We start from the raw sequence: 25,742 nt of genomic DNA on the forward strand, positions 1-25,742 counted from the left end.
GCCATGCTCCTTGTTAAATTATAGCACTGTCCTTTGCTTTTGCATTTTTTGCGCCTGTTTGGTTTTAGCCAGGTCATACATTAATTTTAAGCGAGTTTGTGTGATCTCATCCGATTTGTACATTGCCAGCAATGCTTCTGGCATCACCATCGAGTCGCTGTTGATTGCGGCCTCTAAAAAGGAAATTGGTTTTTGTAACGCTCTGAGCTTATATGGCTTCCCTTGAGCTGGTAGTAACCAAGTCACTTTTTCAGATTGGCGTAGTTTTTTGATTGTTGCTAACCAAGCCCCTAAATCACTGTCCTGTACATAGGGGATAGGATTCGCTGTTAAGCCTGCAAACAATCCGAGATTATGATGACTTAATATACTGAGGCCGCCTAGTGTCGCGCCTTCAATTTCTTCTACGACAACAAAATGCCCACCTAAATCTAGAGTCACTTGAGCAGCGTCTAATAAAGTGGGGGGAGAAAATTGTCTACTTTGCCACTTATCAATACGCGCCTTAGCTTTATTTAGCCGTTGTTGCATCTGAGCATTAGAGTGTGTTTCTAATCGAGATTGACTGAGCTGTAGACTTTTTTCAAATCGCGAAAGTTTATCTTTTAAGGCACTTTGGTATTCGTTGAAATGCTGTGAAACATGACTCGTTGCATACCATGTCGCATCAGGAAATTCATTCGCTAGCAGCATCATCCCTAAGATTTGTTCTTCATCACTGCTGGTGCTAAATAAATGGCAAATAGGTTGGGGGATGCGTTTCTTTACTTCGCTTGCAAAGCGCTCTAGTGCGCTAAAGTCTCCATGGGCATCAATTATGGCTGCACATTTTTGGCCTACTAAAACCGCCTGATTGCTTGTGAGATAGCGGGCATCAGATGGAGGGGCTACTAGAAAGGTCTTCTCATCGAACTTTAGCCATTGTGTTGCTGAAGCTGATAATGGGGCAAAAATAAAAAAAAGAGCGAGGAAAAATCGCATAATCAAAATAATATATTACTGTGCAATTCAAAGTTGGACGTAATTTAACCGATTATGCGAATTGATGAAAGTGAATTACTTTTCGCTGCTTGTTATATGAGAAGAAAGTTTATCGATCAGCCCTTGATGTGCTGTCTTCTGGGCTTGTATATCATGGCATAGGTGTAGCGCTGCCATTAATAATGCATTGTGCTCATTACGTATGCTACTTCGCTGCTTCATTTCTTCTACCGTGCTGTTTAGCAAGGCTGCAGCATCGAGGAGCGCAGATTCTTGCCCCTCAGTGCAGGCAAATTGATGTGTTTTGCCAAGCAGGCTCACTTCAACTTGAATGGTTTTTTGCGACATTAGCTAGCCTGAGTTGCACTCTGTAGCTTGCTCAACAGGCCTGATAAAGTTTGGCTTGTCTCTTTTTGCTTTTCTTCACTTTCAAGCACTTCTAGCTGAAGAGTTTCATTTTCATCAACTAGTTTTTCGTTTTGAGCTTTAAGCTCTGAAAGTTCGTTATTTAAACGATTATTTTGGTTGATCAGTTCATCAATCAATTGTTCGAGTTTTGGGAGAGTTTCGTTGTTCATAAAGGCGCTCTATTGACTGTTATTTATGGTACAAATGTAAAACAAACTGAATAAGGATGCTAGCAAATACCTAGCTTTGCGGTGCATTTTGTCATTATTTAGTCATAAATGAATAAATTCAGCTCGAATACATGTGAAAAATATTATTTTGTAATGTTTGAATTTAATATTTCTCTGAGTTGTGTCGTTTATATCTGAGGGTAATTAGGCGATAATGCAAGCTGTTATCTTCAAACCTGGGTAAGTGCTCAGGTAAACACTTTTGGGCGCAACTATGCTGAGTTATCGACATTCATTTCATGCGGGCAACCCTGCTGACATCATCAAACACCTTGTTCTGGCACAAGTGCTGGAGTACATGACCAAAAAAGACAAACCGTTTGATTATATTGATACGCATTCAGGCGCTGGTTTTTTTGAATTAGCAGGTGCAGATTCGCAAAAGACACAAGAATATCTAGATGGCATTGGCAAGCTTTGGCACTACCAAGGTCAAAACCAAGCAATCCTTGATTTTGTCGAGCTAGTTAAGGATATGAATGAGGCGTCATTGGCATTTTATCCTGGTTCTCCAAAAGTGGCAGAGCAATTTTTACGACGTCAAGACAAGGGATGGTTCTTTGAATTGCACCCGCAAGATTTAGCTTTACTTGAGAAAAATACTCAGCATAAAAAGTCTCTGCGTGTAAAGGGAGAAGATGGTTTCAAAGGTTTGCAAGGCTTGGTGCCGCCAACTTCAAGAAGAGCTTGCGTGTTGATGGATCCGCCATATGAAATTAAAACCGACTATCAGCATGCCGTTAAAATGATTATTAAGGCGCATAAAAAGTTTAACTCAGGCACTTATATGATTTGGTATCCAGTAGTGGATAGAGAGCGCATTGATTTAATGGAGCAAACTTTAAAAGAGTCGGGTATTAGAAACATTCAATTATTTGAGCTGGCAACCAGTGCGGATACTGATGTTCATGGGATGACGGCTTCAGGCATGATGGTTATCAACCCGCCTTGGACATTAAAAAAGACTATGGATGATGTATTACCGGAACTTGTTGATTTATTGTCTGATGAAGATGGCTTTTTCAGAAGTGAACAGTTAGTCGATGAATAATTAGTATTTCGAAATAAAAAGTAAAAAAATAAAGCGGCGAAAATCGCCGCTTAAAAACTTCGCCCTAATAAGCTTTCTTCACCGCAATTGTAAAGAAGCTAGCTATGGACAAGTTGGGAGATTAGAACACGTATTTCACAGACATTTGAATACGGTTCAGATCACCATCTACACCACTTTCAGTCTCACGTGTACCCACCTTATATTCAGCACCAAACGTCAGCTTTTTAACTGGCGAGTAAAGCAAGTTCGCGCTGTAGCTCATACTTGATTTAGTTGGGTTGTAACCTTCACCAAGTACATCAGTCACATTGTCTGCTTCGAAGAAAGAATATAAGAAAGTTGAACGGAATTTGTCGTTCCAGTGGTGCTGGTATGCAACAAAACCTGAAGTAGAGTCAATTGTATGCAGGTTCGAACCATCATACACCGCGCCATTTGCAACGTTTAGACCCACATAACGACCAAGACCAGCGCCTTGAGTAAGCATAAATTTCAGGTTATTTTTTCCAAAGTTCACACGACCTGATGCACTCACACCGAATGATGTTTCACTTTCATCAGCCGCGCCAATTTTGTAAGTGAGCTGACGTGCAAGCGCTGTAAGTACAAAGTTACCCCAATCTGCTTTGTGTGTATAACGCGCTGTGAAATCAGGCATAGATGCGTCATCAGTCACAACACGACCTGAATCAGCTGTGGTGACTGTGCTTTCTGGGTTTTCTACTGAGAATGAAAAGTTACCTGTAGTATATTTTGCCATTGCTTGACGAACGAACACTGTACCTTCCGCAGGGCCGACGAAGTCGAGTGTTTCAGGTAGTGCACCGACGTTTTGGAAGTTTGACCAAGCCTGACCAAATAACCAGCCTTTGTAGGTAACAAATGCCTGACGAATTCGCGGAGAGTAAGAGTTACTTACTCGCTCATTGCCACCCGTAGAGGCAATAAAGTCTAGCTCGATTTTCGTTTTAATGGTGCTGCCATCTTCAAGTTTAGTGGCTGTGCCAAAATTGAAGCGAGATTGGCGGGCGTGCATATCAAACACAGCATCTTCACTGCTAGATGCTGAAACAGGTGTAGTGCCCGGTACATAGAAGTCACGGCCAATGTTTTGTGCGCCTAAAGTACCGTCTGAAAAATCACTCCAAATCGCGTCGAGCTTAACGTAACCGCCATAGCTTACTTTGGTGTCTTCGATGGTACCTGCTAGAGCGGGTAGGCTTAGAGCGCTTGATACTGCTAATGCTGTAAGGGTTTTAATTGCTACACTTTTAGTTGTCATAGTTGATGTTCCTTAAAGCTACGTTGTAAATTGCAACGACGCTGTCATAAATAAGAGTTCATACCCACTGTTGTTGATGGTCGCTTTTTGCTCAATTAGCCTTTGGTCTATACGACTAAGGTGGAATAATAAACAAACAGTTCACAGACCATTAATAATTCGTGGCAGTATTCCGTCTATAAAAATAGTGGTTAATCGTATTTTACGCTGTATTTTTCATTTATTTAATATAGGGTTGTACTGTTTGGTTCTATTTTGGGCACTTTATTGCAAAAAATGATCTTTGTTTGTTTTTTAACCTGTATACAACTAAGGTCTAATTCTTAAACTGCAACGCCTGAGTGATCCTTGATGAAAGCCCAAGGGCAAGTAAATTAATATGGAGATGACTATGTCACAGAGCATTTATCCGGTTCCTGAAGCTATCAAGAACAATGCATTAGTTAATAACGACCAGTATGAAACTTTATATCAACAGTCTATCGACAACCCTGAAGCATTTTGGGCTGAACACGGTAAACGTCTTGATTGGTCAACCCCTTATACAAAAGTTAAAAACACGTCTTTCGACAAAGGACACATCAGCATTAATTGGTATGAAGATGGTGAGCTTAACGCATCTTATAACTGTATCGACCGTCACCTTAAAGATAAAGCCGATAAAGTTGCGCTAATTTGGGAAGGCGACAGCCCAGACCATAGCGAAAATATTACCTTCCAACAACTTCACGACGAAGTAGCAAAGCTTGCTAATGGCCTTAAGAAGCTGGGTGTTGAAAAAGGCGATCGCGTTGCCATCTATATGCCGATGACACCATTTGCAATTTATGCAATGCAAGCTTGTGCGCGAATTGGTGCTATCCACTCAGTGGTATTCGGTGGTTTCTCGCCATCAGCCATCGCAGATCGAATCAAGGATTCTGGCGCGAAAGTGGTTATCACATCTGATGAAGGTCGCCGCGGTGGTAATGCAGTGCCGCTTAAAGCCAATGTTGACGAAGCTGTGTCTCAAGATGGCGTAACGACGGTTGAGCATGTTGTTGTGCATCAACTAACAGGTGGTGAAGTTGATTGGCAAGGTCATGATGTATGGTGGCACGAGCTAACAGCTGATGTACCTGCTGAATGTGAACCAACGCCAATGAATGCAGAAGATCCATTATTCATTCTTTATACCTCAGGTTCGACAGGCACGCCTAAAGGTGTCGTACATACAACCGGTGGTTACTTAGTTTACTCTTCAATGACACATGAATATGTGTTCGATATTAAAGAAGATGATATTTATTGGTGTACAGCCGATGTGGGTTGGATCACAGGTCACAGCTACATGGCATACGGCCCATTGGCTAATGGTTGTACACAGGTAGTATTCGAAGGTGTGCCAACTTACCCAAGTGCAGGTCGTATTGGTGAGGTGGTAGATAAGCATAACGTAACCATTCTTTATACTGCTCCGACGGCTATTCGTGCACTAATGGCGAAAGGCGATGAGCCAACAGCGAGTTCAAAGCGTGATTCACTGCGTATCATGGGTTCAGTAGGTGAACCAATCAACCCTGAAGCATGGACTTGGTATCATGAGCGTATTGGTAACAGCAAATGTCCAATTGTAGATACTTGGTGGCAAACTGAAACGGGTGGCATCATGATCACGCCACTACCTGGTGCGACAGACATGAAACCAGGCTCGGCAACACGTCCATTCTTTGGTATTGCCCCAGCTCTATTTGATGCCGCGGGTGAAACTCTACAAGGCGCAACAGAAGGTAACTTAGTTATTCTTGATAGCTGGCCGTCACAAGCGCGAACAGTGTATGGTGACCATGAGCGTTTTGAGCAAACTTACTTCTCAGCTTATCCGGGTGTTTACTTTACAGGTGATGGTTGTCGTCGCGATGAAGATGGTTATTACTGGATCACAGGCCGTGTAGATGACGTATTGAACGTATCAGGCCACCGCTTAGGTACTGCTGAAATTGAAAGTGCCTTAGTTGCGCACGAAGCAGTCGCAGAAGCTGCGGTAGTTGGTTACCCACATGACATCAAAGGCCAAGGTATTTATGTGTATGTGACACCGAATGAAGGTGTACAGGTAAGCGATGAACTAACGAAAGAAGTTCGTAACTGGGTTCGTAAAGAGTTAAGCCCAATTGCTTCTCCAGATATGATCCAATGGTCACCGGGCTTGCCTAAGACTCGCTCTGGTAAGATCATGCGCCGAATTTTACGTAAGATCGCAGCAAATGAGCACCAACAGCTGGGTGATACGTCAACACTGGCCGATCCTACTGTAGTAGATGAATTAATAGAAAATCGTTTAAATCGTTAATAAAACGCTAAAAACTTGAATTTCATTAAATTCTAATCGTACTATATCGGCTGTCCTCTTTCAGATGACAGCCGAATTTTTAGGAGAAAAGCATGAATCAGTTTTTAATTGCGGATGATCACCCTTTATTCAGGGAAGCTTTAAAAGGCGCGTTGCAAAGTCAGTTTGAAGATTTAACCGTTTTCGAATCTGAAAGTTTTGACAGTACTCTTGCTGTGTTATCAGAGCAAGACGAGTTAGATTTACTTTTACTTGATCTACATATGCCCGGCAGCGGTGATTTATATGGTCTTATCCGTATTCGTGAGGATTACCCAAGCCTGCCTATTGTGGTTGTATCGGGTAGCGAAGATCTCAGCATCATTTCTAAAGTAATGGCATACGGTGCTATGGGGTTCATTCCAAAAGCCTCTTCAACACAAGATATCGCGCAAGGTATCGAAGCTGTACTCGAAGGTGAAACTTGGTTACCAGAAAATATAAAAGACAAAGTAGCCAATGTTGAAAATGAAGATAAAGAACTCGCACAGCAAGTTGCCTCACTGACACCACAACAATATAAAGTCTTACAGTACCTCCACGAAGGCTTACTGAATAAGCAAATTGCCTATGAACTACATATTTCTGAAGCGACAGTGAAAGCACATATTACTGCCATCTTTAGAAAATTAGGTGTTTATAACCGTACTCAAGCAGTACTGATTGCTTCAAAACTACAACTAGAACCCGTAGAAGCAGTGAATTAAACAACACAAAAAAGTTGCAATCGGCAAGGAAGGTCGCTGCAAGACTCCCTACATAAGCTTGTCACAGAGGTTAATACCAAACTGTAACAAGCCCCTCTGTTTTCAGATTAATTAGCTAAATACCACTGTACGATTGCCATTGATAAACAGCTTGTGCTCAGAAGCGAGTTGTAAGGCATTACAGAACACGGTTTTCTCAATATCTCGGCCAATCTTTGCCATGGCCTCGGCGTTGTGTATATGGGTAACAGGCGTCACATTTTGCGCAATGATAGGCCCTTCATCAAGTTCATTATTCACAAAGTGTGCGGTTGCGCCGACAATCTTTACACCGCGCTCAAATGCTTGATGATAAGGCTTGGCACCAATAAACGCAGGCAAGAAAGAGTGGTGTATATTAATCACTTTATTCTCAAAACGCGCAACAAACTCAGGTGATAAAATACGCATATACTTGGCAAGGCCAATAATGTCTGGCTGATACTGCGCAATTGCATCCCCGACGAGTTTATCGTGCTCTTCACGGCTTAACCCTTCATGTGAAATACAATGAAAGGGAATATCAAAACCAGACACCAGTTTTTCTAAATCTGGGTAGTTCGCAATGACAGCTTGCACTTCAATGTTAAACGCTTGCTCATATTGCTTAAGTAGCACACCACCCAAGCAGTGGGCTTCTTTTGTAGCCAGTAATACTACTTTTCTTTTTGATTCATCAAATAGCTCAACTTTAGCCCCTGATGGTAACAAGGTTTGTAATTGTTCAAGAAAAGTTTCACTGGGTTCACCGATTAATTCGGTACGCATAAAGAAACGTTTCGCTTCTTTATCAACGAATTCGTTATTACGAGTGATATTTAGATTATGCTCGTAACAGAGCCCAGTAATTTTTGCGATCAGACCTACATCATCATCGCACTGTGTGGTTAATATTGTTTGCATTTCCTCATTCCTCTGCAAAGTCGAATAGTTACTCTAGCTTTATTACAGAGGAATGAAAACAGCTAATTCATGCTAATTATCGGCCAAAGTTCATTAATGCTTTCAATTTTGCCGGTTTTACCGGTTTTGATAGATAATGAATGTTCAAAGCCTTTACTTCAGCTTTCACTTCTTGGTCGCGTACAGCGGTAATGAGTACTGCGGGTACTTGTGATTGCCATATCTCTCTCAGAGTTTTGATTAAGGTGATGCCATCACATTCAGTACCCAACTGATAGTCCATGAGGATTAAATCAGGGGCTTTATTTGATTTAGCATGCGCCAGTACCGAATCAACATCATTAAATAGGTCGTAGTTAGTTTGCCATTTGGCCAATAAGCTCGACATGGCTTCAAGATTTTTAGGATCGTCGTCAACGGCGATAACACTGAGTTTAGCGTTGTTATCTCCAAGTGGCATGCTGGAGGTTGTGAGGGTTTTCTTCGCTACTAAATTAGCGTCGCCATAAGGGATTAATACGCTAAAGCGGCTCCCTTTACCCGGAATAGACTTTACTTCTAAGACAATAGACAGCAGGTCGCATAGACGTTTTACGACCCCTAAGCCTAAACCTACGCCTTTATTGTCATTTGAATGTATGCGATAGAAGTCGTTAAAGATTTTTGCTTGTTCGTATTCGCTGATCCCAGGGCCCGTATCATACACTTCAACCAATAAGCCATGCTTGCGTTTGCGGGTTGCAATTAATACTTTGCCAGTGTCAGTGTATTTAACCGCGTTCGAGACTAAATTTTGGATCACACGACGTAAATAAGTGGTATCGCTATGCACAATATTTTGATTGCTTCTTACTTTTAATTTAAGCCCTTTTTCACTCGATAAAATCGCGTACTCATTAGCAAGAGGGCAGAGAATATCATCGATACTAAAATGTCTTGGGGTTGGTTGCATTGCCCCTTGTTCTAATTTGGCAATATCAAGCAAAGATGACATCAGGTGAACGGTAGAATCGAGCGAGTCGTTGAGCTTATCAAAGCTGCCTCTATCTTGAGATGATAAGTGGTTAGGATCAATCGCTGCTGAGTATAGTCTGGCGGCATTGAGCGGCTGCAAAATATCATGGCTGGCGAGTGCTAAGAAGCGGGTTTTACTGTCATTGGCTTTTTCAGCTTCTTTTTTTGCAGCGATTAAGGCGTGCTCGGTTTCAATTCGCGAGTCTATTTGTGCTTCTAAGTCTTTATTAATATTTCGGATTTCCTGAGTTCGCGCTTCGATGCGGTTTTCAAGATCCATGTTAATTTCTTCTAGGGCATTCTGTGTGGCGATGTGCATGGTGACATCGCTAAAACTGGTCACGAACCCGCCTTCAGGTAGTGGGTTACCCGTCATCTCAAACACCTGACCATCTCGGCGGTGGCGAATAAAATGATGCGGTGTACCATTTCTTAAATGTTGTACGCGCTTTTCAACAAGGCGATCAATTTCACCTGGGCCACATTCACCACGTTGCGCGTTAAAACGAATGACTTCTTCTATTGGTTGGCCGACTTCTAAAAAGCCCTCAGGATAATTAAACATCTCAGCATAACGTTTGTTCCAAGCGACGAGGTTAAGGTCTTTATCTACCACAGAAATACCGTGAGAGAGGTTTTCGAGTGAGGTGTAGAGTAAGTTTTGGTTAAACTGAAGCGCTTGGGTAGTTTCATCAAAAAAGTTAACCACCTCTTCAAATGCCATTTGCTTGCCTGAAGCGACTGTATGGATCAGCGCCTGAGCAGATGAGGCACCCAAAACCCCAGTGAGGGCACGTTCACAATAGGCAATAAATTCTGGTTCTGGATAGGCGTTATTGTCATCAATATCATGCAATAACGTATAATGACCAAGCAGTTGTTGTGAGCGCTGAACACCTAAGAAAGTCTGTAATAACACTTTAAAGTCATACACGGTCGCCTTGACGTTTTTGTTCATACGCTTAATCAGCGCCGCCTCTTCACGTGGATTGACAAAAGCTGCAGCTTGGATTTTATCGATTAAACGTTCATGGGCACCCAATGAAAAACTGATGTAGCAACTGATGTTTGCAAAAAGGGCGATTAAGGTGCCCTGAGTGATAAGCTGCTGTCTTGCCTCGAAGTTGAGAGAAAACCCCATATCGACCATGGGCATCATTAAAAACAGCGTCCAACAAATAAACCCAGCTAATAAGCCTGCATAAACGCCGTAAGCATGACCTTTGCGCCAGTACAAACCGCCAACAATGGCTGGTAATAACTGAGTAACTAAAGAAAATGCGACAAGACCCATACTTGCCAGTGATTCCCCATGACCAAAATGTTGTTGGTATAAGTAAGCCAACAATAAAATGGCGGCGATGATGAAGCGGCGGATCAAGAGAATGGAAGACTTATAGTTACCCAGTGTAGGGGCGCGGTGAAACCGGCGCTTTAATACCAGTGGCAATACCACATCATTCGACAACATAGTACTGAGTGTGAGTGTTGCGACAACGATCATCGCAGTTGCCGAAGAAAGTCCACCGATAAAAACAAATGTCGTTAAAATGGGGTGGCCGGTTGAAATAGGCAGTGCCAATACAAAACTGTCTGCTGCCAATTGAGAGCCAATATTAGGGTGAATAGCAGCCGTGGCGATGGGGACTATCATTGCTGCCGTTAACATAAGATATAGTGGGAATGCCCAACGTGAAGTAAGTAAGTGCTTTCTATCCTGGTTGTCTACCACAGTCACATGAAACTGTCTGGGCAGGCAGATAATAGCCGCAGCCGCGATCAGGCTTTGGCCGATAAAGTTGAAACTACTAAAGTTAAAGTCTTGCCAGTGGGTGAGCAAATTTAAGCTGTGCTTAGGCTGATTATATAACGCGATTAATGCCAGAGCCGCAACAGCCCCGAGTGCTAACAGCTTAATAATAGATTCAAACGCAATGGCCAGCATTAAGCCTGAACGGTATTCGGTGACGTCGACTTTTCGTGTACCAAAAAAGATAGCAAACAGGGCGATGATCAAGGTACCAGTAAGCGCTAAAACAGTCCCTGAAAGCTGTTCATCTTGTTGTAGTAATAAAAAGCTAGAACTCAGCGCTTTAAGTTGCAGTGCAATATAGGGAATGGTCGCCAATAAAGCTATCATGGTGACCATAACGGCTGTGGTTTGTCGTTTGCCGTAGCGGGCAGAGATAAAATCGGCAATGGTGGTGATATTTTGTTTTTTACTGACTAATACCAGTTTTCTTAGAAAGCCTTGTCCGAATAAAAATAAGAGAGCGGGGCCAAGTAAAATCGGCAAATAATGCCAGCTACTTGCTGCTGCAGTACCCACGGCGCCATAGTAAGTCCATGAGGTACAATAAATGCCGAGTGCCAATGCGTACACAAAAGGGTGATGGCTAAATTTTAGCGCACGGGGGGTGGTTTTATCTCCCCAGTTCGCGAGCCAAAATAAAACCCCTATATAACAAAGAGAAACAAATATTAGTGCAGCGCTCATAGTCTTATCTTTTTTATAGTCGACCAAATAACCTTACCACATTTGCTTTTTTTGTAATCCTTTTTGTATCGCAATTCAATGTTTAACTAACTGTTTAATATGGGTTTTGTGTTTATTATCTTGTTCAAATTAGACTAATGTCTTATATCATCCCCAAAATGCCTTTTTTGCTCAAAATGCGAACGTTTAATTTGCTAAGTGTTTGTTAAATATAATTAAACTTGATGTTTTTAATGTGTCAATCTGCAGTTTACGTAAACGTTAACTTGGTGTTACGACTAAGGTAGCAATTCCAACTTGTAAGGGCGTTGCTAATGTAGATAGTGACGATTAACACCAACACAGCCAATTCATTGGTGAGTGATAGGGGACAACAAAAATGGCTTTTAAAGACGAAGAACAAGCAAAAGCATATTGGTCAGAAAATCTGAGCCTCATGTTTAAGCTATTAACAGTATGGTTTGTAGTGTCATTTGGTTTTGGCATTTTACTGGTAGATGTACTTAATGAGATCCGCTTCTTTGGATTCAAATTAGGGTTTTGGTTTTCACAGCAAGGCGCAATTTACACCTTTGTGGCTTTGATTTTTGTCTACGTGTTCAAAATGGATACGCTTGATAAAAAATACGGCGTAGATGAATAAGGAGCACAAAGATGGATGTTAAGATTCTTACCTTTATTATTGTTGGCTTGAGTTTTGCGCTCTATGTCGGCATCGCAATTTGGGCTCGTGCGGGTTCAACTAAAGAATTCTATGTTGCTGGCGGTGGTGTACCACCTGTGGCAAACGGCATGGCAACAGCCGCAGACTGGATGAGTGCAGCATCATTCATTTCAATGGCGGGTATTATTTCTTTCGCCGGTTACGACGGTGGTGTTTACCTAATGGGTTGGACCGGTGGTTATGTTCTACTGGCACTTTGCCTAGCACCTTATCTTCGTAAGTTTGGTAAATTTACAGTGCCAGATTTCATAGGAGATCGTTATTACTCTCAAGTTGCCCGTGTAGTAGCTATCTTGTGTGCAATCTTTATCTGTTTCACTTACATTGCCGGACAAATGCGTGGCGTAGGTGTTGTATTCTCTCGCTTCTTAGAGGTAGACATTGAGACTGGTGTTTACATCGGTATGGTTATCGTATTCTTCTACGCTGTATTAGGTGGTATGAAAGGTATCACGTATACACAGGTTGCTCAGTACTGTGTATTAGTATTTGCTTATCTAGTACCTGCTATCTTCATCTCACTGATGATGACTGGCCATTTATTACCGCAAACAGGTTTTGGTGCAACTCTAGCTGATGGCTCGGGTGTATATATGCTCGACAAACTTGATGGACTGAGTACCGAACTGGGTTTCTCTCAATATACCGAAGGCTCTAAGAGCATGATCGATGTATTCGCTATCACTGCCGCGCTTATGGTCGGTACAGCGGGTCTGCCTCACGTAATCGTTCGCTTCTTCACAGTACCAAAAGTAAAAGATACGCGCATCTCAGCAGCATGGACGCTTGTATTCATCGCGATTGTTTATACGACAGCACCTGCAGTTGCATCATTTGCGCGTGTAAACATGATTGACACAATCAATGGTAAAGACGGTAGCGGTACGTTATATGAAGAAGCACCAGCTTGGGTTAAAAACTGGGAAAGAACTGGCCTTATCACATTCGAAGATAAGAATGGCGATGGCAAGATGCAGTACTCTGCGGGCAAGATCTCAGATCCAAACAGTGCGAACGAAGTGAAGATTGATCGTGACATCATGGTACTTGCGAACCCAGAGATTGCGAATCTGCCAGCTTGGGTTATTGCATTAGTCGCAGCGGGTGGTATTGCAGCAGCACTATCAACCACGGCGGGTCTACTGCTGGTAATTTCAACCTCGGTATCGCACGATTTACTTAAGCGTACGCTGAAACCAGATATCAGTGATAAACAAGAGCTACTAGCTGCGCGTTTATCGGCGATGATAGCGATTGCAATTTCAGCTTACTTTGGTATCAACCCGCCAGGATTCGTGGCTTCAGTTGTGGCATTTGCATTCGGCCTAGCAGCAGCGAGCTTCTTCCCAGCAATCATCATGGGTATCTTCTCTAAGAAGATGAATAAAGAAGGTGCGATTGCGGGTATGGTAACTGGTATTGGCTTCACAGCGGCTTATATCATTTACTTCAAGTTCATCAGCCCTGAACTAAATGCACCTGCAAACTGGTTATTCGGTATCTCTCCAGAAGGTATTGGTATCATCGGTATGCTAGTTAACTTCATCGTAGCGGCGGTTGTTCTTAAACTCACTGCTGAAACACCAAAAGAAGTTCAAGACATGGTTGACAGTATTCGTAACCCTAAAGGCTCAGGTGAGGCACACGCCCACTAATATTTGAGCGAATAAGCACAAAGCTCAGCCGACCAGGCTGGGCTTTTATTCGTTTTAGCAAAGTGCTGTTTTTACATTTCTAAAAATTCAGTTTTATAGCCGTATTTTGCTAAAACGATTCATACCTAAGCGTAAACACTAACATTCCTCTCTTTTATTGTAGTTGTTTATAGGCGGGTGACTTAGGAGTAGAGCATGACCCCAGAAGTTGCTGAAGTCGCAAAATTTGTTGCCTTACAGGCGCCGTTTAGTCAGTTACCAGAAGCGGCGACCCACTATTTTGTGTCCCATTTAGAAATTGTTTACTTAAATAAAGACAACCAGTCGCAATGGCTTAAATCAACTGAGCCAAATTTATACTTAGTCCGCTCAGGTCAATATGATCTGGTCAATGCCAAAGAAGAAGTGATCACACAAATCGCAGAAGGTGACTATTTTGGATTCCCGTCTTTATTAACCGGCGATGCCATACAAAATCGCATCGAAGTGTCGACCCCCGGCTTAATCTACATCTTAAACCAAACCAGTTTTGACTATTTACGTCGTGAATATAAGGCGTTCGAACAACACTTTGTGCGCGCTCATGCCAATCGTTTACTGTCATCTCATTATCAGCAGAAAAGCGACAATTGGTCTGAGAAAAAAATCAGTGAGTTATTGACCAGAAAGGCGATAACACTCGGACCTGATGCATCAATTCGTGATGCCGCGGTGAAAATGAGTGATCATGGGGTCTCTTCCATTATGGTCACCGAGCAAGAAAGTCTTATTGGTGTACTCACTGATAGAGACTTGCGTAATCGAGTTCTGGCCAAAGATGTCGACCCTAATATTGCAATAAATCAGGTTATGACGGGCAAGCCAAAATTCATCTTCGAAAATAATCGGGTGTTTTCTGCTTTGCATTTAATGCTCAAACACAACATACATCACTTGCCTGTGCTGGATGAAAATTACACACCACTGGGTATGTTGACCAGCACAGATTTGTTACGTCAGCAAAAAAGCGATCCAGTACAACTGATTGGCCGCATCTACAAAGCGACATCGGTTCAGCAGTTACGCTTGTATGCACAAGAGATCCCTGCATTATTAAAGCGCTTTTCTCATAACATTGATGATATCTCGGTCATGGGCAAGCTATTAAGTGGCCTGACCGATGCTTTGACCAGTCGGTTAATTCGTATTTATCAGCAAGAGCATGGCGCAGCGCCATGTGCGTTTAGTTTTATTTGCTTTGGTTCACAAGCCCGTGAAGAGCAAACTCTGCATTCAGATCAAGACAATGGTTTATTACTACCGAACAATTTAACCGAGGCGCAAAGATCTTATTTCAAAGGAATGGGCGAATTTGTCTGTGAGCAACTGGTTGAATGCGGTATTAAGCGTTGCCCAGGTAATATTATGGCAAGTAACCCTGAATGTTGCGGCACCTTAAATGAGTGGTCAGAGCGATTTTTTAAGTGGATCAAATCCCCCACGCCACAAGCCATGTTGAACTGTAAGATCTTTTTTGATCTACGCTTTATTGATGGTTCGAATGAGCTATATAGTGACTTATGTGTGTCGCTTGAAAGAATAAGCAAAAATGAACTCTTTTTTGCGGCCATGGCCACAGATATTAACGCGAACTCAGTACCGATTGGCTTGTTCCAGCAATTTAAGCTTGAGAAGAGTGAGTCTAAGCATAAGTATTTAGATCTGAAAAAGCGCGGGGTTGTGATCATCAATGATATTGCAAGGCTCTATGCGCTAAAAGCTGGAGTAAGGCGGGCCAATACCCTTGAACGTCTGGATGCACTGACTAAATTTAATCTCATAAGCGCTAAAGACATTTATAACCTCAAAGATTGTTGGCGTTACCTGACACAATTGCGACTCAAAACCCAATTGAATAAAGAGGGCTTGCCGGGCAATTGTATTGATCCAGAAATGCTTACCTCTTTAGAAAAACATCAGTTAAAAGAAGCGTTTTATCTGATTAAGCAAGCACAGCAAGCCTGCGCGTTTAAGTTTGCCAGAGGCAGTTTGTAAATGCAGAAGTTAGTACAAAAAGCGCTTCGCTATTTAAAAGCCAAAGGCAAGTCACTTGATGAAGTGGAGTTTGTGGTTTTAGATCTTGAACTCACAGGGCTCGATCCTAAAGCACATGAAATTGTATCTGCAGCTTGGGTAACAATGCGAAGTGACAGAATTCAATTAAAAAGCGCTAGGCACATCATTAATAGTGACGTGAAGCAGTTAGAGCAGAGCCCAGTTTTTCACGGTATTGATGAGCAAACGCTTAGTGAAGGGGTATCTCTTAAGACGTTAATGACTGAGCTATGTGATGTTTTACATGGTAAGGTTTTAGTGTGTCACAACGCTTATTTAGATTGGGGATTTATCCGATTAAATAGCAAAGCGTTAGGTTTAGAGGCACTTCCTTTGGCCATTGTTGACACCATGCAAATAGAGAAAAGGCGTCAGTTAAAGCAAAACACCGAATTACATCAGGACAGCCTGACTCTGGCGAATTGTCGCACTCGTTATCAACTGCCAGACTATGAGGTGCACAATGCACTCACCGATGCCTTAGCAACAGCCGAGTTGTTGTTAGTCTTAATAAATAAAATTGGGGCGGGTAAGCCACTTAAACTTTCAGCCTTGATGTGAGATTTTTTTTCGCGCAAGTGTATACATAATTTGCCTATGTCGATTACAATAGCGCCATCTTTTAGGAAGTTACTTTCCTGTCTCTGCATTTAGCTAGGTCCACAACTTAATGGCAATAAAACTGGCAATAAATGGGTTTGGTCGTATTGGACGCAATGTTGTGCGTGCATTATACGAGTCAGGCCGCCATCAAGATATTGAAATCGTGGCTATTAACGAATTAGCCGATCCCAAAGCCGTTGCGCATTTACTTAAATATGATACCTCTCACGGTCGTTTTGCTTACTCGGTTTCGCATGATGCACCTTTCTTAGAAGTAAATGGCGATAAGATCCAATTGTTTAGTGAGTCAGATCCGGCTCATTTACCTTGGCAGGCTTTGCAAGTTGATGTGGTACTTGAGTGTACTGGTGTGTTCCACAGTCGCTTAGACGCTCAAAAACACCTAAATGCAGGCGCTAAAAAAGTTTTATTCTCACAACCTGCCGATGCAGATGTTGATGCAACCATAGTGTATGGCATTAACGAAGAAGAGCTTAAAGCTGAGCACACAATTGTTTCTAATGGTTCTTGTACAACCAACTGTATTGTACCTGTGATCAAAGTCCTTGATGATGCCTTTGGCATTGAATCGGGTGCAATTACTACGATCCATGCGTCGATGCACGACCAGCAAGTGATCGATGCATATCACAGTGATTTACGCCGTACTCGTGCAGCGAGTCAGTCAATTATTCCAGTCGATACTAAATTAGCCCGTGGCATTGAGCGCATCTTGCCTAAATTTGAAGGTCGCTTTGAAGCCATCGCAGTACGTGTTCCGACGATAAATGTGACGGCCATGGATTTAAGTGTTACGCTAAATCAAGACGTTGATTTAGATAAAATAAATCAAGCAATTCAGGCTAATACAGAAGGCCGATTAGAAAATATTTTAAGTTATACCGAAGAGCCTTTGGTGTCGGTAGATTTTAACCATGATGCACATTCTTGTATCATTGACGGCACGCAAACACGCGTAAGTCATAAAAGGTTAGTAAAACTTTTAGTATGGTGTGATAACGAGTGGGGGTTTGCGAACCGTATGCTCGACACCGCTGAGGCCATGATGGCCGCTAAATAACAACAAAGCTATTACCCAGTATCGTTCTTAAAGGAGACATCAATGTCAGTCATCAAAATGGCGGATCTAGATTTATCAGGCAAGCGTGTTTTAATTCGTGAAGATTTAAACGTGCCAGTAAAAGACGGCAAAGTAACGTCTGATGCGCGTATTCGCGCTTCACTTCCGACTATTAAACTTGCACTTGAAAAAGGTGCAAAAGTGATGGTGATGTCTCACCTTGGTCGTCCAACTGAGGGCGAATACAATGAAGAATTCTCACTTCAGCCAGTGGTTGATTACCTAAACGAAGCGTTAGAGCAAAACGTACGTTTAGAAAAAGATTACCTAAATGGTGTTGAAGTTGCTGACAATGAAGTGGTTGTATTTGAAAACGTACGCTTCAATGTAGGTGAAAAGAAAGACGACGAAGCACTAGCTAAACAGCTTGCTGCATTATGTGACGTATACGTGATGGATGCATTCGGTACGGCTCACCGTGCTCAAGCGTCTACACATGGCGTTGGTCTATTTGCAGAAGTTGCTTGTGCTGGTCCACTGTTAGCAGCTGAACTTGATGCACTAGGTAAGGCACTTGATAACCCAGCACGTCCACTTGTGGCGATTGTAGGTGGTTCAAAAGTATCGACTAAACTGACTGTACTTGATTCACTATCAACTGTGGTTGATCAGCTAGTTGCTGGTGGCGGCATCGCGAACACGTTCGTTGCGGCAGCAGGTCATCCTGTTGGTAAGTCGCTTTTCGAAGCTGATTTAATCGACGAAGCAAACAAATTAACAGCAGCAGCACGTGCTAATGATGGTGACATTCCAGTACCAACAGATGTGGTTGTGGGCACTGAGTTCTCTGAGTCAGCTGTGGCGACTATCAAAGATGTGACTGAAGTATCTGATGAAGACATGATCTTCGATATTGGTCCAGATACAGCACAAACTCTAGCTAAAATCATTGAAAATGCAGGCACGGTTGTGTGGAATGGCCCAGTTGGTGTTTTCGAATTTGACCAGTTTGGTAATGGCACAGAAGCGATTGCTAATGCAATTGCAAAGTCTAATGCCTTCTCTATTGCAGGTGGCGGTGACACGCTAGCAGCAATTGATAAATATGGCGTTGCAGATGAAATTTCTTACATTTCAACGGGCGGTGGTGCTTTCTTAGAATTCTTAGAAGGGAAAAAACTACCAGCTGTTGCTATGCTTGAGAAAAGAGCAAGCGCGTAATAGTTTTCAGGCCAGCTTTTGCTGGCCTTTTTATCTTAATCACTCTCACTCAGATTAAGGTAAATAAATTATACCAATTTCCTTAATTGGTATTAGTAGCAAGCGAAAGGCTACTTTCGATATATCCGTTCAAACTAGATAGCAAAGGCTATCGACTATTGGAGAAAGCAAAATGGCTTTAATCAGTATGCGTCAACTTCTTGATCATGCAGCAGAGCATGGTTACGGCGTTCCAGCGTTCAACGTTAACAACCAAGAGCAGATGCGTGCCATCATGGAAGCGGCTGATAAAACAAACAGCCCAGTGATCGTTCAAGGCTCTGCGGGCGCACGTGCTTATGCAGGCGCACCTTTCATTCGTCATATGATTTTAGCGGCTGTAGAAGAATGGCCACATATCCCAGTTGTTATGCACCAAGACCATGGTACATCTCCAGGTGTATGTCAGCGTTCTATCCAATTAGGTTTCTCATCAGTGATGATGGATGGTTCTTTAATGGAAGATGGTAAAACACCTTCTTCATATGAATACAATGTAGACGTAACACGTCGTACAGTTGAAATGGCGCATGCATGCGGTGTGTCTGTTGAGGGTGAGCTAGGTGTACTTGGTTCACTAGAAACAGGTGAAGCTGGCGAAGAAGACGGCATTGGTGCTGAAGGTAAGCTAACTGAAGATCAACTATTAACTGATCCTGAAGAAGCTGCAGACTTCGTTAAGAAAACAGGCGTAGATGCGCTAGCAATCGCGTGTGGTACATCACATGGTGCTTACAAGTTCACACGTCCACCAACAGGTGACATCTTAGCAATCAACCGCATCAAAGAGATCCACGCTCGTATCCCTGATACTCACTTAGTTATGCATGGTTCTTCTTCTGTACCGCAAGAGTGGTTAGCAGTAATCAATGAATTTGGTGGTGAGATCCCTGAAACTTACGGTGTACCAGTTGATCAAATCGTAGAAGGCATCAAGTACGGTGTGCGTAAAGTAAACATCGATACAGACTTACGTTTAGCATCAACAGGTGCTATCCGTCGTCACCTTGCACACAACCCATCTAACTTTGATCCACGCAAATTCTTAGCTGAAGCGACGAAAGCAATGACTGAGATCTGTGTTGCGCGTTATGAAGCGTTTGGCACTGCGGGTAATGCTGCGAAGATCAAACCAATCTCACTAGACGATATGCACCTGAAATATTTATCAGGTGAGCTTGATCCACAGATCAAGTAATAACCAAGTCTAGCTGATTTTATATTAAGCCCCGGTATTGGGGCTTTTTTGGATCAGTATTTTACTAATTCAAACTAACTTAGATCTGATTTTCGAGATTGAGGATCAAGATCTTACCAAGTTAAGTGATCTGGGATCGATTTCTTACTAACTTGTCGAGTAATTTACACTCAAAATCACCCCAAAACTGTATATCAAGATCCAAGTTTTGATCCTCAAAACCAACTCTCTTGGTATAAAACTGATCTCTCAGTGCACTACTTAGTCAAAAAGTGATCTCTATTTAATCAGTGCGTATTTGCGTGATCCGATCAACTCGATTTAACAAGTAGAGTAAACAGATGTAAAAATAGATGGAGTTTAAGTGCGACTAAAATAGGGGTGTAGATATCTACATAATTCATATAATTTATTGTTATTTATGGAATAATGTATTTTGTCAATTATGTGACCTGATAAATATTTCTTTTTAAGATCGGATTATTTTTTCATAAAACTGTCATACTAAGTCATAATAATGAAACCAACTTGGGTAAATCGAAGAGAACTGTGGGAATGTCACGTAAAGTACTTGTAGTTGATGATGAAGCACCAATCAGAGAAATGTTGGTTTTCGTATTGGAGCAAAATGGATTTCAGGCAATAGAAGCTGAAGATTATGATTCGGCTATGGCTGCAATGGTAGAGCCATACCCTGATATGGTTTTACTAGACTGGATGCTTCCGGGCGGCAGCGGTATTCAAATTGCTAAAAAGTTTAAGCAAAGTGAATTCACGCGTCAGATCCCTATCATCATGTTAACTGCACGCGGTGAAGAAGAAGATAAAGTAAAAGGACTTGAGGTAGGTGCAGATGACTATGTGACTAAACCTTTCTCTCCTAAAGAATTAATGGCACGTATTAAGGCGGTTATTCGTCGTGTGTCTCCAACCTCACTTGAAGAAGCCATAGAAGTGCATGGTTTACGTTTAGACCCTATTTCACACCGAGTAACGTCGGCGGGCAATGAATTAGACATGGGTCCAACAGAGTTCCGTTTACTACACTTCTTTATGACACACCCTGAGCGTGTTTACAGCCGCGAGCAATTATTAGATCATGTTTGGGGTACCAACGTGTATGTTGAAGATCGCACTGTTGATGTGCATATTCGACGTCTACGAAAAGCAATTGCGCCACTAGGACATGACAGACTAGTGCAAACTGTTCGCGGCGCTGGTTACCGTTTTTCTAGTAAAATGTAAGCACACAGTTTTGGATACACAGCATTTATGTATCGAGTAATTAATAAACAGGCGTTAGTTAAGCGCCTGTTTTTGTATTTTATACCACTGGCTTTAGTGGGCGTCTTAATCGGCGCACCTTTTATCTTGCTATTCTTGGGCGCGATCGCGCTATTACTGTGGCATTATCATCAGCTCTATCGACTCAGTGATTGGCTCCTCAATCAACGTAGTTTTAATCCCCCTGAAGGTGAGGGCGCATGGGAGCAGATCTTTGAAGGGATCTATCATCTACAGCATCGCAACCGAAAAAAACGTAACGAATTGGCTGAGTTGATCCGTCGTTTTCGTGAAGGTGCTGAAGCGGTACCTGACGCAGTCGTCGTATTGCAAACTGATTTAAGCATTATTTGGTGTAATCAGCTTGCGCTGAAAGTATTAGGACTGCAATGGCCAACCGATCATGGTCAGCGCTTAGATAACTTAGTGCGTGATCCAAAATTTGCAAAATACATGAACAAACAAAAGTTCGATGAGCCATTAGAACTTGAGGTATCGCATAATCAAGAGCAAACTCTTGAATTTAGGGTAATGCCTTATGCGGGCCAGCTTATGATGGTGGTTCGCGACATCTCTCGGCTGAAACAGTTAGAGCAGATGCGTAAAGATTTTGTCGCCAATGTATCTCATGAACTTCGTACACCGCTAACGGTAGTGACTGGCTACCTAGAAATGATGGACGAAGAGAATCTGCCACCACCATCAATGTGGGCAAAAGCACATCAAACCATGATTGAGCAATGTCATCGTATGGACAGTTTGGTCAATCAATTACTGTCACTTTCTCGAATAGAGGGGGCACGTAAATACGATAATGACAAACCGGTTAGAGTGCCTGATATGCTGGCACTGATTGCGACCGAAGCGAATTCACTCAATAAAGAAAAAGGGCACGAGATCAGTTTTGATGTTGATCCTGAGCTTGATATTGTCGGTGCACCGGATGAGTTACGTAGCGCCTTTTCGAATTTGGTGTTCAATGCGGTGCATTACACTAAGCCAAACGGCAATATTCATGTGCAATGGCAAATAAAAGATGACCAAGCGCATTTCTCTGTGACTGATAATGGTGATGGCATAGCCCCTGAGCATATTAATAGATTGACTGAGCGCTTTTATCGAGTTGATAAGGCAAGAAGTCGCAAAACAGGTGGTTCAGGCTTAGGTTTAGCCATCACTAAACATGTATTAACGCGTCATGATTCACATTTAAATATCAGCAGTGAAGTAGGTAAAGGTTCTTGTTTTTCTTTTGCTTTTCCAAAAACACGTATTGCTGATTATGACAATAAATAAAACAGTGGTCATAAAAGTGTCATTTTTAAGTAATTTAACTGTCATTTAATCGCTGCAAAATGAACCTCGTTAACTAATTGGGACGAACAACTGGAGAAACCCAAATGAAATTTAAAAGTTTAGTAGCTGCAATGGGTGTAGCGGTAACAACTCTATTATCAACACCAGCATCAGCTTTAGATGAAAAGCTACCTATGTACAATAAAACAAGTGGCATCTCAGGTAACTTCTCATCTGTAGGTTCTGATACGCTTGCAAACATGATGACTTTTTGGGCTGAAGAATATAAGCGTATTTACCCTAACGTAAATATCCAAATTCAAGCAGCGGGTTCTTCAACTGCGCCACCGGCATTAACTGAAGCAACTGCAAACTTCGGTCCTATGAGCCGTAAGATGAAATCAAAAGAAATCGAAGCGTTCGAAAAGCGCTACGGTTACAAGCCAACTGAAGTGCGTGTAGCAATCGATGCATTAGCAGTATTTGTACACAAAGATAACCCAATCAAAGGTCTTCGTATTGACCAAGTTGATGCAATCTTCTCTTCAACACGTAAGTGTGGTGCTGACGGTGAAATCAACCGTTGGGGTGATGTAGGTCTTAACGGTGACTGGTCTGGTAAAGACGTACAGCTTTATGGTCGTAACTCTGTATCAGGTACTTATGGTTACTTCAAAAAGAAAGCACTATGTAAAGGTGACTTCCGTAACAACGTAAATGAGCAACCTGGTTCTGCATCAGTAGTACAGTCAATCTCTTCTTCAATCAATGCAATCGGTTATTCAGGCATTGGTTATAAGACTTCAGGTGTTCGTACTGTACCACTAGCGAAAAAAGGTGATAAGTTCGTAGATGCAACTTTAGATAACGTTTCTAAAGGTAAATACCCACTATCACGTTTCCTATATGTTTACGTGAACAAGCACCCTAACAAACCGCTTTCACCAATCGAAGCTGAATTCTTAAAGATGGTACTTTCTCAAGAAGGTCAGCAAATCGTAGAGAAAGATGGTTATGTACCACTTCCTAGCAAGGTTGCTGCTGCTGAAATGAAGAAGTTAGGTCTTCTATAATCGAATAGATAAAAAAATAAAAAACCGCTGACGTTCAGCGGTTTTTTTGTGTCTGAATAATATCAAATAGCTTAAACCAGTATTGGTAGCAATCTTTTTAATTTAACGGCTTATTCAGCAAAGCTTCGGTTTCAGCCTTACAACTGTTGTAGTCATCAATACATTCATTGCTACAGATCTGATGCCCTAGCGTGTTTTCGGTGTGACGTTGCGCACAGTTACTCTCACATTGATAGTTTTGTTGTGCACACTGATTCAGTTCACTACTGGTAGCTGTACAGCCCACTAACAAAACAGAGACGACAATAAGTAAAGCTTTCATTTTTAATTATCCTTCTACGCAGAAACTTGTAAGTTATCGATCAGTCTCACTTTGCCTAAGAAAGCGGCCGCAAGAATAACAAACTCTTTAGTTTCAAGTGTAGCAGGTTTTAAATTGTCTTTTTCAGCAACAGCAAAGTAATCAGGTTTCAAACCAGCTTGTTCAAGTGCTTGTTTCGCTTCTAGCTCAATCGCATCGAATGCTTTATTACCTTGTTCAAGCGATTGGCCCGCATTTAACAACGTTTGATACAACACTTTGGCTGTGTCTTTCTCTTGCTCAGATAAGTAACCATTACGGGAGCTCATCGCAAGTCCAGATACTTCTCGCTGTGTTGGTACACCAATGATTTCAATTGGCATAGACAGGTCTCGAACCATTGTGCGAATGACTTGTAATTGCTGAAAGTCTTTTTCGCCAAAGCAAGCAAAGTCTGGCTGTACCATGTTGAATAGTTTGGTAACGACGGTTGCTACGCCTTTGAAATGACCAGGGCGCGCACCACCGCAATAACCCATAGAAATATCAGGTACGTCTACATAACTTTGCGCAGCTAGCCCATTTGGATACATAACATCAACGGTCGGGGTAAACACAAGCGCAGTACCAATTTCAGCAAGGCCTTGTTTGTCGGCGTCTAATGTTCTCGGGTAGCTGTCTAAATCTTCGTTGGCACCAAATTGCATTGGATTGACGAAAATACTCACAACGACTTTATCCGCCAGTGTTTTCGCTTTTTCTACAAGTGAAAAGTGGCCTTGATGAAGATTGCCCATCGTTGGCACAAATGCAATGCTTAAGCCTTGCTGACGCCAAGCCTTAATTTGGCTGCGAAGCGATTTTATTTCACTGACTGACTGCATTAGTTAAACTCGTGCTCGCTACTTGGGAAGGCACCCGATTTTACATCATCACAGTATTTTTTAACTGCATCGTGCATGTTGCCTGTTTCGGCTAAGAAATTTTTCGAAAACTTAGGAATGTAACCCGCTGAAATCCCCACAAGGTCATGCATCACTAAAATTTGGCCATCAGTGTCTTTGCCTGCGCCAATACCAATCACAGGAATATCTACAGACTCAGTGATACGCTTAGCCAGCGCCGAAGGAATACATTCAATGACGAGTAGCTGTGCACCAGCGGCTTCTAGCGCTTGTGCGTCTGCAACCATCTTATCAGCTTGTTCAGACTCGCGACCCTGAATTTTAAAACCGCCGAATACGTGAACAGACTGAGGCGTTAAACCTAAATGACCACACACAGGAATACCTTGCTGAGTCAATGCACGAATGCTGTCGTGTAACCACTCGCCACCTTCTAGTTTCACCATGTTTGCACCCGCTCGCATCAACTGAGCAGCATTATGACAAGACTGCTCTACGTTGGCATAGCTCATAAATGGCATATCAGCTATTACAAATAGCTCTTTTGAACCAGCGCGAACACACTTAGTGTGATAGGCAATGTCATCAGTGGTGACAGCAAGCGTATCGTCACCGCCTTGTAAAACCATACCCAGTGAATCACCAACCAAAACAACATCAACACCTTGGTTGTGAAAAAGCTGAGAGAAACTCGCATCATAAGCCGTTAATGCGGTAATTTTTTGTTTTTCTTGTTTCATTTTAGCCAGTGTAGAGACGGTCACTTTAGCCATGTTGTTCCT

At 42.3% G+C, this 25,742-nt stretch carries 22 protein-coding genes; 13 read left to right on the top strand and 9 right to left on the bottom strand.

Features of this window, described 5'->3' with window-relative positions; translation table 11 throughout:
• Positions 1 to 18: 18 nt before the first annotated feature.
• From PP2015_RS02690 to zapB, 3 genes are all read right to left on the bottom strand, one after another.
• Positions 19 to 981 carry an MBL fold metallo-hydrolase gene (locus PP2015_RS02690; protein ID WP_058028811.1) on the bottom strand — a complete coding sequence of 321 codons (963 nt, stop codon included), beginning with the start codon at positions 979 to 981 and terminating at the stop codon, positions 19 to 21.
• Between the two features lie 75 nt (positions 982 to 1,056).
• Positions 1,057 to 1,329, bottom strand: coding sequence for a cell division protein ZapA (locus PP2015_RS02695; protein ID WP_058028812.1), 273 nt, complete (start codon positions 1,327 to 1,329; stop codon positions 1,057 to 1,059).
• Complete coding sequence (zapB, locus tag PP2015_RS02700) at positions 1,329 to 1,559, bottom strand: cell division protein ZapB (protein WP_058028813.1); 231 nt, start codon at positions 1,557 to 1,559, stop codon at positions 1,329 to 1,331. Before zapB ends, PP2015_RS02695 begins: the two co-directional genes overlap by 1 nt.
• 274 nt (positions 1,560 to 1,833) lie before the next feature.
• Here zapB and PP2015_RS02705 point away from each other — a divergent pair, with 274 nt between their 5' ends.
• Positions 1,834 to 2,670, top strand: a complete 837-nt coding sequence (locus PP2015_RS02705; protein ID WP_058028814.1) for a 23S rRNA (adenine(2030)-N(6))-methyltransferase RlmJ — start codon at positions 1,834 to 1,836, stop codon at positions 2,668 to 2,670.
• A gap of 121 nt (positions 2,671 to 2,791) precedes the next feature.
• Here the strand turns inward: PP2015_RS02705 and PP2015_RS02710 are convergent, their stop codons facing one another.
• Complete coding sequence (locus PP2015_RS02710; protein ID WP_058028815.1) at positions 2,792 to 3,955, bottom strand: DcaP family trimeric outer membrane transporter; 1,164 nt, start codon at positions 3,953 to 3,955, stop codon at positions 2,792 to 2,794.
• 391 nt (positions 3,956 to 4,346) lie between these two features.
• Between PP2015_RS02710 and acs the strand changes: the two genes are divergently transcribed.
• Both acs and PP2015_RS02720 read left to right on the top strand, forming a co-directional pair.
• Complete coding sequence (gene acs / locus PP2015_RS02715) at positions 4,347 to 6,287, top strand: acetate--CoA ligase (protein WP_058028816.1); 1,941 nt, start codon at positions 4,347 to 4,349, stop codon at positions 6,285 to 6,287.
• 92 nt (positions 6,288 to 6,379) lie between these two features.
• Positions 6,380 to 7,033 carry a response regulator transcription factor gene (locus PP2015_RS02720; RefSeq protein WP_058028817.1) on the top strand — a complete coding sequence of 218 codons (654 nt, stop codon included), beginning with the start codon at positions 6,380 to 6,382 and terminating at the stop codon, positions 7,031 to 7,033.
• A 111-nt stretch (positions 7,034 to 7,144) separates the two neighbouring features.
• Here PP2015_RS02720 and purU read toward each other — a convergent pair whose 3' ends face one another.
• Complete coding sequence (purU, locus tag PP2015_RS02725; protein WP_058028818.1) at positions 7,145 to 7,975, bottom strand: formyltetrahydrofolate deformylase; 831 nt, start codon at positions 7,973 to 7,975, stop codon at positions 7,145 to 7,147.
• A 76-nt stretch (positions 7,976 to 8,051) separates the two neighbouring features.
• Positions 8,052 to 11,486 (bottom strand): PAS domain-containing hybrid sensor histidine kinase/response regulator, encoded by a 3,435-nt coding sequence (locus tag PP2015_RS02730; RefSeq protein WP_058028819.1) that lies wholly within the window; start codon positions 11,484 to 11,486, stop codon positions 8,052 to 8,054.
• Positions 11,487 to 11,865: 379 nt separating this feature from the next.
• On the opposite strand from PP2015_RS02730, the gene PP2015_RS02735 reads away from it, so the two are divergent.
• The 10 genes from PP2015_RS02735 to PP2015_RS02780 all read left to right on the top strand — a co-directional run bounded on the left by PP2015_RS02735 (position 11,866) and on the right by PP2015_RS02780 (position 23,754).
• A complete protein-coding gene (locus PP2015_RS02735; RefSeq protein WP_058028820.1) occupies positions 11,866 to 12,129 on the top strand; it encodes a DUF4212 domain-containing protein in 264 nt (87 codons plus the stop codon).
• Between the two features lie 11 nt (positions 12,130 to 12,140).
• Positions 12,141 to 13,865 (top strand): sodium:solute symporter family protein, encoded by a 1,725-nt coding sequence (locus tag PP2015_RS02740; protein WP_058028821.1) that lies wholly within the window; start codon positions 12,141 to 12,143, stop codon positions 13,863 to 13,865.
• A 195-nt stretch (positions 13,866 to 14,060) separates the two neighbouring features.
• On the top strand, positions 14,061 to 15,899 hold the full coding sequence (locus tag PP2015_RS02745) for a DUF294 nucleotidyltransferase-like domain-containing protein (protein WP_058028822.1): 1,839 nt from the start codon (positions 14,061 to 14,063) through the stop codon (positions 15,897 to 15,899).
• Positions 15,900 to 16,520, top strand: a complete 621-nt coding sequence (locus PP2015_RS02750) for an exonuclease domain-containing protein (RefSeq protein ID WP_058028823.1) — start codon at positions 15,900 to 15,902, stop codon at positions 16,518 to 16,520. It begins immediately after the preceding gene.
• A 109-nt stretch (positions 16,521 to 16,629) separates the two neighbouring features.
• Positions 16,630 to 17,643, top strand: coding sequence for an erythrose-4-phosphate dehydrogenase (gene epd, locus PP2015_RS02755; RefSeq protein WP_058028824.1), 1,014 nt, complete (start codon positions 16,630 to 16,632; stop codon positions 17,641 to 17,643).
• 42 nt (positions 17,644 to 17,685) lie between these two features.
• Complete coding sequence (locus PP2015_RS02760; protein WP_058028825.1) at positions 17,686 to 18,864, top strand: phosphoglycerate kinase; 1,179 nt, start codon at positions 17,686 to 17,688, stop codon at positions 18,862 to 18,864.
• Between the two features lie 172 nt (positions 18,865 to 19,036).
• Entirely contained in the window at positions 19,037 to 20,101 is a 1,065-nt protein-coding gene (gene fba, locus PP2015_RS02765; RefSeq protein ID WP_058028826.1) for a class II fructose-bisphosphate aldolase, read from the top strand.
• Positions 20,102 to 20,656: 555 nt separating this feature from the next.
• Positions 20,657 to 21,346 carry a phosphate regulon transcriptional regulator PhoB gene (gene phoB, locus PP2015_RS02770; protein ID WP_058028827.1) on the top strand — a complete coding sequence of 230 codons (690 nt, stop codon included), beginning with the start codon at positions 20,657 to 20,659 and terminating at the stop codon, positions 21,344 to 21,346.
• A gap of 27 nt (positions 21,347 to 21,373) precedes the next feature.
• Entirely contained in the window at positions 21,374 to 22,681 is a 1,308-nt protein-coding gene (gene phoR, locus PP2015_RS02775) for a phosphate regulon sensor histidine kinase PhoR (protein ID WP_058028828.1), read from the top strand.
• Between the two features lie 104 nt (positions 22,682 to 22,785).
• Positions 22,786 to 23,754 (top strand): PstS family phosphate ABC transporter substrate-binding protein, encoded by a 969-nt coding sequence (locus PP2015_RS02780; protein WP_058028829.1) that lies wholly within the window; start codon positions 22,786 to 22,788, stop codon positions 23,752 to 23,754.
• A 97-nt stretch (positions 23,755 to 23,851) separates the two neighbouring features.
• On the opposite strand, the gene PP2015_RS02785 is transcribed toward PP2015_RS02780, so the two are convergent.
• The 3 genes from PP2015_RS02785 to panB are packed head-to-tail and all read right to left on the bottom strand — an operon-like array spanning position 23,852 to position 25,733.
• The gene (locus tag PP2015_RS02785) at positions 23,852 to 24,076 is read right to left on the bottom strand and encodes a hypothetical protein (RefSeq protein ID WP_058028830.1); all 225 of its coding nucleotides are present in this window, start codon (positions 24,074 to 24,076) and stop codon (positions 23,852 to 23,854) included.
• 14 nt (positions 24,077 to 24,090) lie between these two features.
• Entirely contained in the window at positions 24,091 to 24,939 is an 849-nt protein-coding gene (panC, locus tag PP2015_RS02790; protein ID WP_058028831.1) for a pantoate--beta-alanine ligase, read from the bottom strand.
• The gene (panB, locus tag PP2015_RS02795; RefSeq protein ID WP_058028832.1) at positions 24,939 to 25,733 is read right to left on the bottom strand and encodes a 3-methyl-2-oxobutanoate hydroxymethyltransferase; all 795 of its coding nucleotides are present in this window, start codon (positions 25,731 to 25,733) and stop codon (positions 24,939 to 24,941) included. Before panB ends, panC begins: the two co-directional genes overlap by 1 nt.
• Positions 25,734 to 25,742 lie beyond the last annotated feature (9 nt).

The organism is Pseudoalteromonas phenolica (assembly GCF_001444405.1).
Taxonomy (GTDB): domain Bacteria; phylum Pseudomonadota; class Gammaproteobacteria; order Enterobacterales; family Alteromonadaceae; genus Pseudoalteromonas; species Pseudoalteromonas phenolica.

Bases quoted from the DNA above. Each gene is read 5' to 3' on its own strand.
- PP2015_RS02740 (WP_058028821.1), top strand. From the start codon at position 12,141: ATGGATGTTAAGATTCTTACCTTTATTATTGTTGGCTTGAGTTTTGCG.
- PP2015_RS02710 (WP_058028815.1), bottom strand. From the start codon at position 3,955: ATGACAACTAAAAGTGTAGCAATTAAAACCCTTACAGCATTAGCAGTA.
- PP2015_RS02705 (WP_058028814.1), top strand. From the start codon at position 1,834: ATGCTGAGTTATCGACATTCATTTCATGCGGGCAACCCTGCTGACATC.
- PP2015_RS02695 (WP_058028812.1), bottom strand. From the start codon at position 1,329: ATGTCGCAAAAAACCATTCAAGTTGAAGTGAGCCTGCTTGGCAAAACA.
- PP2015_RS02720 (WP_058028817.1), top strand. From the start codon at position 6,380: ATGAATCAGTTTTTAATTGCGGATGATCACCCTTTATTCAGGGAAGCT.
- fba (WP_058028826.1), top strand. From the start codon at position 19,037: ATGGCTTTAATCAGTATGCGTCAACTTCTTGATCATGCAGCAGAGCAT.
- panB (WP_058028832.1), bottom strand. From the start codon at position 25,733: ATGGCTAAAGTGACCGTCTCTACACTGGCTAAAATGAAACAAGAAAAA.
- PP2015_RS02730 (WP_058028819.1), bottom strand. From the start codon at position 11,486: ATGAGCGCTGCACTAATATTTGTTTCTCTTTGTTATATAGGGGTTTTA.
- acs (WP_058028816.1), top strand. From the start codon at position 4,347: ATGTCACAGAGCATTTATCCGGTTCCTGAAGCTATCAAGAACAATGCA.
- epd (WP_058028824.1), top strand. From the start codon at position 16,630: ATGGCAATAAAACTGGCAATAAATGGGTTTGGTCGTATTGGACGCAAT.
- PP2015_RS02750 (WP_058028823.1), top strand. From the start codon at position 15,900: ATGCAGAAGTTAGTACAAAAAGCGCTTCGCTATTTAAAAGCCAAAGGC.
- panC (WP_058028831.1), bottom strand. From the start codon at position 24,939: ATGCAGTCAGTCAGTGAAATAAAATCGCTTCGCAGCCAAATTAAGGCT.
- PP2015_RS02780 (WP_058028829.1), top strand. From the start codon at position 22,786: ATGAAATTTAAAAGTTTAGTAGCTGCAATGGGTGTAGCGGTAACAACT.
- zapB (WP_058028813.1), bottom strand. From the start codon at position 1,559: ATGAACAACGAAACTCTCCCAAAACTCGAACAATTGATTGATGAACTG.
- phoB (WP_058028827.1), top strand. From the start codon at position 20,657: ATGTCACGTAAAGTACTTGTAGTTGATGATGAAGCACCAATCAGAGAA.
- PP2015_RS02760 (WP_058028825.1), top strand. From the start codon at position 17,686: ATGTCAGTCATCAAAATGGCGGATCTAGATTTATCAGGCAAGCGTGTT.
- PP2015_RS02785 (WP_058028830.1), bottom strand. From the start codon at position 24,076: ATGAAAGCTTTACTTATTGTCGTCTCTGTTTTGTTAGTGGGCTGTACA.
- purU (WP_058028818.1), bottom strand. From the start codon at position 7,975: ATGCAAACAATATTAACCACACAGTGCGATGATGATGTAGGTCTGATC.
- PP2015_RS02745 (WP_058028822.1), top strand. From the start codon at position 14,061: ATGACCCCAGAAGTTGCTGAAGTCGCAAAATTTGTTGCCTTACAGGCG.
- phoR (WP_058028828.1), top strand. From the start codon at position 21,374: ATGTATCGAGTAATTAATAAACAGGCGTTAGTTAAGCGCCTGTTTTTG.
- PP2015_RS02690 (WP_058028811.1), bottom strand. From the start codon at position 981: ATGCGATTTTTCCTCGCTCTTTTTTTTATTTTTGCCCCATTATCAGCT.
- PP2015_RS02735 (WP_058028820.1), top strand. From the start codon at position 11,866: ATGGCTTTTAAAGACGAAGAACAAGCAAAAGCATATTGGTCAGAAAAT.